Below are 11,531 nucleotides of genomic sequence, written 5' to 3'. Positions count from 1 at the left end.
CCGGACGAACTGGCGGTCAGTGTCGCAGGAACGGGGTTAAGAGGCTGTTTACCTCGTGACGACGTCCGGCTTCATCGGGGCCAGTTTGGCGAGGAACCGGTTCTGGGCCGGGAAGCTGATGCCCTCGGCCTGCATGGCCGCCTGCAGGTTCTCGACCAGCGCGCCCATGTCGGCGGCCTGCAGTCCCAGATCGCGGTGGCTGCTTTCCATGTCGCGGCCGGAATAGGTGACCGGACCGCCGAGGATGTAGCCGAACTGTTCCTTCAGGGTCCGGCGCAGGCGGATCAGATCGTGGCTGACGAACGTGCCCGCGATGCGGGGGTCCGCCACGTTGCGGGCCACGAAGGCGTCGACGATCCGCGACACGCCCGCCTCGCCGTGGAACGCCTCCCACATGGCCGTGCCCTGAAACGGGGTCGCCCCGGCGTTGGCATCGGAGCGCTCATAGGCGTCGACCGCGATCTCGCCCGGGTGCTCCGTCGACATGACGACCGGGGGCAGCTCCAGCGGCGCGTCGGCGTCCTGGGCGAAGGCGGGCGTGTTTAGTGTGGCGAGCGCAGCGGCGATCAGGAACAGGCGCATGATTCAGAACCCCGCTTGGAGCGACAGATAGAGGCCACGCTGGTTCTCGAAGGTGGCGATGGAACCCAGGTCGACCCAGGCGGCCGTGACCGACAGATGCTTGTTGATGGCCCAGGCCGCATAGACGTCCAGCCAGTCGTCCTCGCCGGCGAAACCCAGGTTGTCCGGCTTGGTGCGGACTTCGGCCCCGACCACGAGGTTGCGGCTCAGCAGATAGCCGACCGAACCCTCGAACTGCGGCTCCAGGTCGTCGTTGCGGTCGCCGCCGAAGCCCAGCAGGCCGGTCTGGTTGGCATCGGTCCAGCGCACGGTGCCGGACACCAGCAGCGACTGCGCCAGAAACAGCTTTGTGGCGGCGACATAGGCTTCGGTGCCCTCGTCGTCCTTGCCGCCGACGGCCGTGATGATCGCGCCCTGGTCGTTGGTCTTGTGCTGCAGCCCCACCGCGACCTGGGGCATCCAGCCGGCCTGGTCATAGACGGCGTCGCCCAGCAGCCGGACCTTCACACCTACGATGTCCTGGGTGAAGGTGAATCCCTGCCCCAGACCGAGCGCCGCGCCCGTGTCGCCGGTGTCGAACTCCTGCCGGGCGACGGACAGCTCGACCCGGTCCCACAGCCCCACGGCCGCGCCCCAGGATCGCAGTTCATAGTCCGGCAGGTTGACCCAGGTGGCGTGCACATTGCCGCCGATGCCGTCCTCGGCCCCGTATCCGGTCGTGGTCGCCCAGGTCGCCATGCCCCCGCCGCCCGAGCCCTCGAGGGTGGAGACGCCGCCGGTCAGCAGCAGCTTCCCGCCGGTCCGGCTCTCGGGGACCCAGTCGAACGCCTGGGCAGACGCCGGGCAAGACACGCACCAAAGCGCGCTCCCGACCGCGGCACCGGCCAGCCAAACCCACGATCGAGACACGACGAACCTCCGGCAGTGCATACTGCCGGGCGCTGCTAGGGCGGACAGGGTTAACCGCGAATAAAAATGATTGGATTTCGAGTTAAGCGCATGCGTTGGCGGTTACAGGACATCAACGCTACTTGAAAACCGCCTACCATCTCTGGTTGCGTGACCGTTTACTTCGATTTCACGGACCGCTGCTTAGAGAGCATTGATGCGCTCTATACTTTTTGCCCTGCTATTCGTTATTTCCGTTCATGGAACAGCGTTCGCAGGAGATCTGACCATCAGCGTCCGAAATGCCGCCGGTCAGCCGGTGCGTGATGCGGTCGTGACCGTCCGACCCAACGCCGGCGTCCCGTCCGGACCGATCCGCTTCTCCTGGCCGCTCCGCGTCGTCCAGCAGAACGTCCAGTTCCAGCCCTACGTCCTGATCGCACCGGTGGGCGCAACGGTCTCTTTCCCCAACCTCGATCGGGTCCGCCACCACGTCTACTCCTTCTCGCGCGGCAACCGGTTCGAGATCGAGCTTTTCGGCCAGGACCAGACACGCAGCCACACCTTCACCACCGCCGGCGTCGCGGCCCTCGGCTGCAACATCCACGACCAGATGCTGGCCTTCGTCCGCGTCGTCGACACGCCCTGGGCCGGCAAGACCGACGCCAGCGGCAATGTCACCATCCCGGCCATCCCGGCGGGGGCCGCCTCGCTGCGGGTCTGGCACCCCCAGCTCAACGTGCGCGGCAACGAGACGGCCTATCCGGTGACCATCGGCGCCGGCGCGGGACGTCACACCATCGCCGGCGACTTCTCCGGCCGGGCGGCGGTGCGCTGACGTGCTGAGGTTCCGCACCCTGCGCACCCGCATGACGGTGCTGTATGCCGGTCTGTTCGGCATCGCCCTGATCCTGGTGGCGACCGCGGTGTTCACGGCGATCACGGGCAGCGCGCGCGGCCTGGTCCGCGACGAGCTCACCGCATCGGGCGCCGTCTACGGCCAGCTGTGGGAATCGCGCTCGGCCCAGCTGCACCAGGGGGCCTCGGTCCTGGCCCAGGATTTCGGATTCCGCGAAGCCGTGGCCACCGAGGACGAGCCGACGGTCCGGTCCGCCCTCGACAATCTCCGCGCCCGCCAGCAGGTGGATGGAGCCCTGATCCTGGGCGTCGACGGCTATGCCACCGGCGCGGGCCTGACGCTCGATGAGGCGGCCACCGACACCCTGTGGCAAGGCCTCAACGCCGGCGGCATCGAGGCCGGGGTGCTGACCGTCGACGGCCAGCCCTACCAGGCCGTGGCCGCGCCGATCATGGCCCCGGTCCTGATCGGCTGGGTCGTCTTCGTCGAGCGCCTGGACCAGGCCCAGATGCGCAAGCTGGAGACCCTGTCCGCCATTCCCCTGACGGCTTCGGTGCTCACCTCCTCAAACGCCGGCTGGCGCGACATGGCCGGGCCGACCAGCGCCCTAGACGGCGCGATCGACCAGGCCCTGACCACCCCCCGCGGCCGCCCGATCGAGGCCCGGCTGGACGAGGGCGAAGCCATGGTCCTGGCCAAGCCCCTGCCCAGCTTCGATGCCGACGCCCCCGCCGTCCTCACCCTCAGCTATCCGATGGCGCGCGCGCTCCGCCCCTATGCGCCGATGTTCTGGGCCCTCGGCGCCATCGCCCTGGCGGGGTTCGGCCTGCTGCTGGGCGGCACCTGGTTCCTGTCGCGCGGCCTGACCCGTCCCATCACCGATCTGGACCAGGCCGTGCACCGGCTGCAGGCCGGCGAGCACGCCGAGGTGACCGTCTCGTCGCCCGACGAGATCGGACGGCTGGCACAGAGCTTCAACGCCATGGCCGGGGACATCCGGGACCGGGAAGCGCGCCTGACCCACATGGCCCTGCACGAACAGGAGACGGGCCTGCCTAACCGCCTCTGGCTGGAACAGCAGGTCGCCGTCCATACGGACGGCTTTGTCGTGGTGCTCGGCATCGACCGGTTCCCCATCGTCCGCAACGCCATCGGCTACGACGCCATGGGCCAGCTGCTGTCGGCGCTGGCGACCCGCATCACCGAGACCGCCGGCGGCGTGAAGGTCGCGCGGGTCTCCGCCGGGGTCGTCGGCATGGTCCTGACCGCCGCCGATGCCGCCGAGGCCCTGGCTCTGGCCGAGCGGCTCTGCGCCGTCGCGGACCGGCCGGTCAAACTCATCGGGGCGACCGTGGACGCGACCCTGCGCGCCGGGGTCGCCAGCGCCGTGGACGTCACGGGCGGCGTGGACTCCCTCATCGACCGCGCCGCTATCGCCCTGGACCAGGCCCGCGACGGACACCGCAAGGCCGCCCGCTTCGACGCGACGGCCTATGGCGACCCGGTCGGGAACCTCAGCCTCATCAGCGACCTGATGGGCGCGCTGGAGAGCGACCAGGTCTGGATGGCCTATCAGCCCAAGTTCGACCTGCGGGCCAACGCCATCACCGGCGTCGAGGGCCTGATGCGCTGGAACCACCCGCGTCGCGGCTTCGTCTCCCCGGACCTGTTCATCACCATGGCCGAAGAGACGGGCCAGATCCGCGAACTGACCGAATGGGGCCTGCGTCGCGCCATCGCCGACCAGAAGACCCTGGCGGCCGCCGGACACGCCCTGACCATGTCGGTCAACATCTCCGGCCGGCTGCTGACCGACGAGAGCTTCGCCGACCATGCCCTGGCGGAGGTCGCGCGGGCGGGGGCCGACATGATCTTCGAGATCACGGAGACGGCCGTCATCGACAACCCCGCCATGGCGCTGGGCATCGTCGACCGGTTCTCGGCCGCAGGGATCCGCGTCTCGATCGACGACTACGGCTCGGGCCTGTCGTCGCTGTCCTATCTGAAACAGATCCGCGCCGACGAGTTGAAGATCGACAAGGCCTTCATCCTGACCCTGGACGAGAGCGCGCGCGACGCCCTGCTGGTCAAGTCGACCATCGACCTGGCCCACAGCCTGGGCCTGAAGGTCACCGCTGAGGGGGTCGAGACCGCGACGGCGCTGGCCCTCCTCCGCGGCATGGGCTGCGACACCGCCCAGGGCTATTTCATCGCCAGGGCCCTGCCGATGGCCGGTCTGATCGAACGCCTGGGTCAGCCGGCCGTCGAAGAGGTGAAGGCGGCCTGACGTCCGGCACGCAACCCCTTGACCGTTCCACTGTTACAGCATAGTGGAACGCACTCAATGACCGACACCCTCTCCCGCAAGGCCGTGAACAAGGCCGCCGACGACCGGATGGCGCTGTATGACGCCTTCCTGTCGCTGAAGACGCGCGAGGAGATGGACGCCTTCCTGTCGGACCTCTGCACCCCCGCCGAACTGCGGGCCTTCGCCGAGCGCTGGGCCGTGGCCCGGTTGCTGGACCAGAAGTCCAAATCCTATCGAGAGATCGCGATCGAGGCCGGGGCCAGTCCCACGACCGTCGTCCGCGTCGCGCGCTTCCTGCGCGAAATGCAGCATCAGGGCTATCGCCTGGTGCTGGACCGCCTTTCCCGGAAAGACTGAGCCCCACATCATGAGTACCGTTCAGGGGCGACTTCGCATCGCCGTGCAGAAATCCGGCCGTCTGGCCGACCGCAGCCTCGACCTCGTCCGCGATGCGGGCCTGCGCGTCGTCAAGGGCGCCAACGACCTGCTCTACAAGGTCGAGAACTATCCGATCGACCTGCTGCGGGTCCGCGACGACGACATCCCCACCTTCGTGGCGGACGGCGTCTGCGACCTCGGCATCGTCGGCGAGAACGTGCTGGAAGAGGGCAAGAACGGCGGGGCCAATGCGTCCGTCGTCATGCCGCTGGGCTTCGGCAAATGCACGCTGAAGCTCGCCTGCCCGCCGATGCTGGACTACGCCGGACCGGCCTCGCTGCAGGGTCTGCGCATCGCCACCTCCTATCCCAAGATCCTGCGTCGCTATCTGGACGAGCAGGGCATCGGGGCCGACATCGTCGTCATGCGCGGCGCGGTCGAGGTCGCCCCGCGCCTGAAGCTGGCCTCGGCCATCTGCGATCTCGTGTCCACCGGCGCGACGCTGGAGGCCAACGGCCTGGTCGCCAAGGAGACCGTGTTCGAAAGCCAGGCCGTCCTGATCCAGTCGCCGGTCGCGCCCGAGCCCGGCCTGCAGCACCTGCTGGAGTCGATCATCGAGCGCATGGCCGGCGTGGTGTCCTCGCAGGGCGCCAAATACGTCATGCTCAACGCGCCCCGTTCGGCGCTGGACGCCATCACCGCCATCCTGCCCGGAGCCGGCGCGCCCACCGTCATGCCCCTGATGGGCCGCGACGACGCGGTCGCCGTCCACGCGGTGTGTCAGGAAGCCGTCTTCTGGGAGACGCTGGAGAAGCTCAAGGCCGCCGGGGCCTCGGCCATCCTGGTCCTGCCGATCGAGAAGATGATGTGATGACCACGCTCGACATCAAACGCATCGACTGGGCGAGCCTCGACGGACAGGGGCGGTTCGACGCCCTGGCCCGCCCCTCGCGCCGCAGCGAACGCGACGTCCAGGACGTCGTCAGCGGCATCTTCGAACAGGTCGCCCTCTCGGGCGGCCTGGCCGTGACCCAGTTCGCCGAGCGGATCGACGGCTTCAAGCCGCGCCGCATCGCCATCACGCCAGAGGCCGTCGCCGCCGCGCGTGACGCCCTGCCCCCCGCCGACACCCGCGCGCTCAGAGTGGCCGCCGAGAACGTCCGCGTCTTCCACCAGGCGACCAAACCCGAGGACACCGCCTTCGTCGAGACCACGCCCGGCGTGAAGTCGAAACTGGTCTGGCGGCCCATCGGTGCCGCGGGAATCTACGTCCCCGGCGGCACGGCCCCCCTGTTCTCGTCGCTGCTCATGCAGGCCATCCCGGCCGAGGTCGCGGGCGTCACGACCCGGGTCGTGGTCACCCCGCCCGCGAAGGACGGCAGCGTCCACCCCGCCATGATCCTGGCGGCGGCGGAAGCCAACCTGGATGCGATCTGGCTGATCGGCGGAGCCCAGGCCATCGCGGCCCTGACCTATGGCGCCGTGCTGGACGACGGCGAGATCCCCGCCTGCGACAAGCTGTTCGGGCCGGGCAATGCCTATGTCGCCGAGGCCAAACGCTATGCCGCCGCCCTGCCGAACGGTCCCTCGGTCGACATGCCGGCCGGGCCGTCGGAGCTGCTGGTCATCGCCGACCGCTTCTGCGACCCCGAGATCGCTGCCGCCGACCTGCTCAGCCAGGCCGAGCACGACGCCGACGCCCAGGTCATCCTGGTCTGCGAGCGTGCCGCCACGATCGACGCCATCCTGGCCGAGGTCGAAGAGCAGCTGACCACCCTGCCGCGCGCCGACATCGCCCGCGCCTCCCTGTCCGAAGCCCGCGCCATCCTCGTGTCCGACATGGCCGAGGCCTGCGCGGTGTCCAACCTCTATGGCCCCGAACACCTGGCGATCCAGGCCGAGGACGCCGAGGCGCTGGTCGCCTCCATCCGGGCCGCCGGAGCGGTGTTCGTCGGTCGCTGGGCCGCCGAGACGCTCGGCGACTACGCCGCCGGCCCCAGCCACGTCCTGCCCACCGACGGCGGGGCGCGGACGCTCGGCGGCATCACCACCGCCAGCTTCATGACCTCCATGTCGGTCCAGACCGTGACCGAGGCCGGAGCCGAACGCCTCGGGCCCATCGCCGCACGCCTGGCCCGGCTGGAAGGGCTGGAAGCCCACGCCAGGGCGGCCGACCTGAGGAGTGTCGCGTGAGTTCGCTGTCTTCAATCCTCCCCCGCGTCGGCGGGGGAGGGGGACCGCGACGCGCTTGCGTCGTGGTGGAGGGGGCGACCCCAGACACCCTGCTTGCTTCCGCCCCCTCCACCGCTTCGCGGTCCCCCTCCCCCGTTCCGCTGCGCTTCTCGAGGGAGGATTCTCGATGACCCTGCCCGCCCCCTATCCGCCGCTGGTCGCCGGTGGCGAAGGCCTCGACGCCTATCCGGGCGATCCCTCCGCCCTCGCCGCCCGCATGGCCCAGGTCTATGGCGTCGCCCCCGACCAGGTCCTGCCCGTCCGCGGCCTGACCCACGGGCTGGAACTCGCGTTCCGTCTCGCCGCCCGGGACGGCCGTTCCATCGAGGCCCCCGATGCCGAGCCCTACGCCGGCCTCGCCCGCATCTACCGCGCCGGCGACGGCGAGCGCGCTGCCGTGGTCATCCGCGCCCTCGGCTCGGCCGAGGCCGTGGCCGAGATGGCCGAGCGCGTCGCCCCCGCCCTGCTGGTCGTCGACGAGGGCCTGGTCGAGTTCGCCGACGCCCCTTCCGCCGCCACCCTGATCGGGGACCACGCCAATCTGGTCATCCTGCGCAGCCTGTCGCTGGCCTATGGCCTGGCCGGAGCCCGCGTCGGCGCGGCCCTGGCCCTGCCTGCGACCTTGGCGCGACTGACCGAGGTCGTCGAACCCTACGCCCTGCCCGAACCGCTGGTCCGGCTGGCCATGCAGGCCCTCGATCCATCGCGCATGATCGAGACCGCCGAACGCATCGCCGCCGTCCGCCGCGAGCGCGAGCGGCTGGTGCGCGAGATCGGCCGCGTCATGGTCGTGGAGACCGGCGTCGGCCCCATCCTGATGGCGCGCCCGTCGGACATCGGGGCGACCCTGGCCGACCTGTCGAAATACGGCATCGCCGCTGACCGCTCCGGCGACCGCGTCCGCCTGCCGGTCTCCATCAAGGCCGAGGTCAACGACCGGCTGCTGACCGCGCTCGGCCTCACGCCCGCCAAGTCCCGCGCCCACCGCGTGGGACAGGCCGTGCGCGACACGAAAGAAACCCGGATCGTCTGCGCCGTCGATCTGGACGCGACCGGCCCGATCCGGATCGAGACCGGCGTCGGCTTCTTCGACCACATGCTGGAACAGGTCGCGGCCCACGGCGGCTTCTCCCTGCGGCTGCAGTGCGAGGGCGACCTGCACACCGACCCGCACCACACCATCGAGGACAGCGCCATCGCGCTCGGCCAGGCCCTGAAACAGGCGCTGGGCGACCGGCGCGGCATCCAGCGCTACGGCTTCGTCCTGGCCATGGACGAGGCCCAGGCCAATGTCGCCATCGACCTGTCCGGGCGTCCCTATCCGGTGTTCGAGGGCAGCTTCGCCACCCCCTTCATCGGCGAGTACCGCACCGACCTGACCGCCCACGTCTTCCGCTCGCTGGCCGAGCACCTCGGGGCCGCGATCCAGATCTCGGTCAAGGGCGACGACGACCACCACAAGACCGAGGCCGTCTACAAGGGCTTCGGTCGCGCGCTCCGTCAGGCCATCCGCGTCGAGGGCGACGCCGTACCCAGCACGAAGGGCGTGCTTTGACCCATACCGCCATCGTCCACCTGGGCGCCGGGAACACCGCCTCGGTCCTGTTCGCGCTCGAGCGGCTGGGAGCCGACGCCCGCATCACCGCCGATCCGGTCGAGATCGCCGAGGCCGAACGTCTGGTCCTGCCCGGCGTCGGCGCGGCCGGCTATGCCATGGAGCAGATGGCGGCGCTGGGCCTCACCGACATCATCAAGGGCTTCGAGCGCCCCCTGCTGGGCCTGTGCCTGGGACAGCAGCTTCTGTTCGCCGAGAGCGAGGAGAACGGCGGGGCCTCCATGCTGGGCTTCATCCCCGGCCGGGTGACCCGCATGCCCGTCCGCGACGACCTGCCGGTGCCGCACATGGGCTGGTCGCAGCTGCATAACCTGGAAGACGACCCCCTGCTGCAGGGCGTGGTCGAGGGCGACTATGCCTATTTCGTCCACTCCTACGCCTGCCCCGATACCCCCGCGACCATCGCCTGCGCCGACTATGGTGCCGAGGTCCCCGCCATGGTCCGGACCGGCAACCGCTGGGGCTGCCAGTTCCACCCGGAGCGGTCGGCCAAAGCAGGGGCGCGGATCCTGAAGAACTTCCTCGAGCTGCCCGCATGATCATCTATCCCGCCATCGACCTGCGAAACGGCGTCTGCGTGCGGCTGATGCACGGCCGGTTCGACCAGGTGACCGAGTACGACACTGTCCCCGCTGCGCGTCTGGCCGCCTTCGTCGCCGAGGGCGCGACCTGGGTCCACATCGTCGATCTGGACGGGGCCGAGGCCGGACGCGCGGTCCAGCACGCCCTCATCGGCGAACTGGCGGGCAGCCTGTCGGTCGCCATCCAGTCGGGCGGCGGCGTCCGCACCCTGTCCGACGTGCAGAACCTGCTGGACGCCGGCGTCAGCCGCGTCGTCGTCGGCTCCCAGGCTGTGACCCAGCCGGACGTGGTCTCCGCCTGGCTGGCCGAATTCGGGGCCGACCGGCTGACCCTCGCCTTCGACGTCCGCGTCGGCGAGGACGGCGTCCCGGTGCCCTCGCTCAAGGGCTGGACGGAGGCCGCGCCGGTCGACCTGTGGACCGCGCTCGACCGCTATCCGTCGGGCACGGTGGAGCATGTCCTGATCACCGACGTGGGCCGAGACGGGGCCCTGACGGGTCCGAACCTCGACCTGCTGGCCGAGGTCATCCGCCGCCGTCCCGACCTGAAGGTCCAGGCCTCGGGCGGGGTGTCCTCGCTGGAAGACCTGAAGGCGGCCCGGGCCATCGGCTGCGACGGGGCCATCGTCGGCCGCGCCATCTACGAGGGTCGTTTCAGCGCCCGCGACGCCATAGAAGCCTGCGCATGACCGCCCGCCGTATCATCCCCTGCCTGGACGTGAAGGACGGCCGCGTGGTCAAGGGCGTGCGGTTCGAGGGCCACGTCGACATGGGCGACGCCTCCGAACTGGCCGCGCGCTATCGCGACGAGGGCGCCGACGAACTGGTCTTCTACGACATCACCGCCTCGCCCGAGGGCCGGACCCTGGACTACGGCTGGGTGCGCGACATCGCCCGGCTGCTGGACATCCCCTTCTGCGTCGCGGGCGGCATCCGCACGGTCGATCAGGCCGCGGCCTGCCTCGACAACGGCGCCGACAAGGTCTCGATCAACTCCCCGGCGCTGGAACGCCCCGAACTGATCACCGAAATGGCCGAGCGCCTCGGCAGCCAGTGCGTCGTCGTCGGCGTCGATTCCCGCCGCGAGGACGGCGAATATGTCGTGCACAAATACACCGGCGACCCCGACAGCCGCCGTCTGGCGGGACGCCTGACCATGGACTGGATCGTCGAGGCGCAGGAGCGCGGCGCCGGCGAGATCGTGCTGAACTGCATCGACCAGGACGGCGTGCGTCAGGGCTATGACACCGCCCAGCTGTCGGACGCCCGCAGCCGCCTGACCATCCCCCTGATCGCCTCGGGCGGCGCCGGGGCCAGGTCGCATTTCCTCGACGTCTTCGACCGCGCCAATGTGTCGGGTGCCCTGGCCGCCAGCGTCTTCCACTCGGGCCAGATCGCCGTCCCGGACCTGAAAGCGTTTCTCGCCGGTGCCGGCGTGGAGGTGAGGCAATGAGCGTGAACCCGGACCAGCTCGATTTCGCCAAGGGCAACGGCCTGATCCCCGCCGTGGTGCAGGACGCCGACACCCTGCAGGTGCTGACCCTCGCCTATATGGACCGGGCGGCGCTGGACGAGACGATCGAGAGTGGAGAGGCCACCTTCTTCTCCCGCTCGCGCGGCGGACGGTGGCGGAAGGGCGAGACCAGCGGCAACCGCCTGACGGTCGTCTCCATCACCCCCGACTGCGACAACGATTCCCTGGTCCTGGCCGTTCGCCCGATGGGTCCGGCCTGTCACCTCGGCACCACCAGCTGCTTCGGGTCCGAGGACGCGCCGGGTCTCGGCCGGATCGCCCGTCTGGAGGCCACGATCGCCGAACGCGCCGCCGCCGATCCGTCCACCAGCTGGACCGCCCGCCTGCTGGCCGAAGGCCCCAAGCGCGTGGCCCAGAAGGTCGGCGAGGAGGGCGTGGAGACCGCCCTGGCCGGAGCCGCCGGTCCCGACGAGGAAGTCGCATCCGAGGCCGCCGATCTGGTCTATCATCTGCTGGTTCTGTTACGGGCGCGTCAAATGTCGTTTCAGGACGTTCTGGACGTGTTGGCCTCGCGCGCGCGACCGGCCACACACGCAGACTGACTGTCGAGGGCC

General features: G+C 70.0%; 12 protein-coding genes. 10 read left to right on the top strand and 2 right to left on the bottom strand.

What is annotated here, in order from left to right:
• Window positions 1-48 precede the first annotated feature (48 nt).
• Together BRESU_RS05220 and BRESU_RS05215 are read right to left on the bottom strand one after the other, a co-directional pair.
• The gene (locus tag BRESU_RS05220; RefSeq protein WP_013268464.1) at window positions 49-582 is read right to left on the bottom strand and encodes a group I truncated hemoglobin; all 534 of its coding nucleotides are present in this window, start codon (window positions 580-582) and stop codon (window positions 49-51) included.
• Between the two features lie 3 nt (window positions 583-585).
• Window positions 586-1,434: a DUF3034 family protein gene (locus BRESU_RS05215; RefSeq protein WP_245528602.1), complete on the bottom strand. Its 849-nt coding sequence runs from the start codon at window positions 1,432-1,434 to the stop codon at window positions 586-588.
• A gap of 370 nt (window positions 1,435-1,804) precedes the next feature.
• Here BRESU_RS05215 and BRESU_RS05210 point away from each other — a divergent pair, with 370 nt between their 5' ends.
• The 10 genes from BRESU_RS05210 (at window position 1,805) to hisIE (ending at window position 11,519) form a co-directional block, all read left to right on the top strand.
• Complete coding sequence (locus tag BRESU_RS05210; RefSeq protein ID WP_218915401.1) at window positions 1,805-2,308, top strand: cupredoxin domain-containing protein; 504 nt, start codon at window positions 1,805-1,807, stop codon at window positions 2,306-2,308.
• A gap of 1 nt (window position 2,309) precedes the next feature.
• Window positions 2,310-4,616, top strand: a complete 2,307-nt coding sequence (locus tag BRESU_RS05205; protein ID WP_013268461.1) for a putative bifunctional diguanylate cyclase/phosphodiesterase — start codon at window positions 2,310-2,312, stop codon at window positions 4,614-4,616.
• Window positions 4,617-4,673: 57 nt separating this feature from the next.
• Window positions 4,674-4,994 (top strand): YerC/YecD family TrpR-related protein, encoded by a 321-nt coding sequence (locus BRESU_RS05200; RefSeq protein ID WP_013268460.1) that lies wholly within the window; start codon window positions 4,674-4,676, stop codon window positions 4,992-4,994.
• 10 nt (window positions 4,995-5,004) lie between these two features.
• On the top strand, window positions 5,005-5,886 hold the full coding sequence (gene hisG, locus BRESU_RS05195; RefSeq protein ID WP_013268459.1) for an ATP phosphoribosyltransferase: 882 nt from the start codon (window positions 5,005-5,007) through the stop codon (window positions 5,884-5,886).
• Window positions 5,886-7,208, top strand: a complete 1,323-nt coding sequence (hisD, locus tag BRESU_RS05190) for a histidinol dehydrogenase (protein ID WP_013268458.1) — start codon at window positions 5,886-5,888, stop codon at window positions 7,206-7,208. The genes hisG and hisD overlap by 1 nt, the downstream gene beginning before the upstream one ends.
• Before the next feature lie 166 nt (window positions 7,209-7,374).
• Window positions 7,375-8,802 (top strand): imidazoleglycerol-phosphate dehydratase HisB, encoded by a 1,428-nt coding sequence (gene hisB / locus BRESU_RS05185; protein WP_013268457.1) that lies wholly within the window; start codon window positions 7,375-7,377, stop codon window positions 8,800-8,802.
• Complete coding sequence (hisH, locus tag BRESU_RS05180) at window positions 8,799-9,401, top strand: imidazole glycerol phosphate synthase subunit HisH (protein WP_013268456.1); 603 nt, start codon at window positions 8,799-8,801, stop codon at window positions 9,399-9,401. The genes hisB and hisH overlap by 4 nt, the downstream gene beginning before the upstream one ends.
• The gene (gene hisA / locus BRESU_RS05175) at window positions 9,398-10,132 is read left to right on the top strand and encodes a 1-(5-phosphoribosyl)-5-[(5-phosphoribosylamino)methylideneamino]imidazole-4-carboxamide isomerase (RefSeq protein WP_013268455.1); all 735 of its coding nucleotides are present in this window, start codon (window positions 9,398-9,400) and stop codon (window positions 10,130-10,132) included. The genes hisH and hisA overlap by 4 nt, the downstream gene beginning before the upstream one ends.
• On the top strand, window positions 10,129-10,896 hold the full coding sequence (gene hisF, locus BRESU_RS05170; RefSeq protein WP_013268454.1) for an imidazole glycerol phosphate synthase subunit HisF: 768 nt from the start codon (window positions 10,129-10,131) through the stop codon (window positions 10,894-10,896). Before hisA ends, hisF begins: the two co-directional genes overlap by 4 nt.
• On the top strand, window positions 10,893-11,519 hold the full coding sequence (gene hisIE / locus BRESU_RS05165; RefSeq protein ID WP_013268453.1) for a bifunctional phosphoribosyl-AMP cyclohydrolase/phosphoribosyl-ATP diphosphatase HisIE: 627 nt from the start codon (window positions 10,893-10,895) through the stop codon (window positions 11,517-11,519). Before hisF ends, hisIE begins: the two co-directional genes overlap by 4 nt.
• Window positions 11,520-11,531: the final 12 nt, after the last annotated feature.

Origin of the sequence: Brevundimonas subvibrioides ATCC 15264 (assembly GCF_000144605.1) — a bacterium.
In the GTDB taxonomy this organism is placed as follows: Bacteria; Pseudomonadota; Alphaproteobacteria; order Caulobacterales; family Caulobacteraceae; genus Brevundimonas; species Brevundimonas subvibrioides.
The sequence above is the reverse complement of the archived record's forward strand: the minus strand, read 5'-3'. Positions and strand labels throughout refer to the sequence as shown.

What these genes read in the sequence shown, in the direction of transcription:
- BRESU_RS05220 (WP_013268464.1), bottom strand. Translation starts at nt 582, where the DNA reads ATGCGCCTGTTCCTGATCGCCGCTGCGCTCGCCACACTAAACACGCCC.
- BRESU_RS05200 (WP_013268460.1), top strand. Translation starts at nt 4,674, where the DNA reads ATGACCGACACCCTCTCCCGCAAGGCCGTGAACAAGGCCGCCGACGAC.
- hisG (WP_013268459.1), top strand. Translation starts at nt 5,005, where the DNA reads ATGAGTACCGTTCAGGGGCGACTTCGCATCGCCGTGCAGAAATCCGGC.
- hisD (WP_013268458.1), top strand. Translation starts at nt 5,886, where the DNA reads ATGACCACGCTCGACATCAAACGCATCGACTGGGCGAGCCTCGACGGA.
- hisB (WP_013268457.1), top strand. Translation starts at nt 7,375, where the DNA reads ATGACCCTGCCCGCCCCCTATCCGCCGCTGGTCGCCGGTGGCGAAGGC.
- hisA (WP_013268455.1), top strand. Translation starts at nt 9,398, where the DNA reads ATGATCATCTATCCCGCCATCGACCTGCGAAACGGCGTCTGCGTGCGG.
- hisF (WP_013268454.1), top strand. Translation starts at nt 10,129, where the DNA reads ATGACCGCCCGCCGTATCATCCCCTGCCTGGACGTGAAGGACGGCCGC.
- hisIE (WP_013268453.1), top strand. Translation starts at nt 10,893, where the DNA reads ATGAGCGTGAACCCGGACCAGCTCGATTTCGCCAAGGGCAACGGCCTG.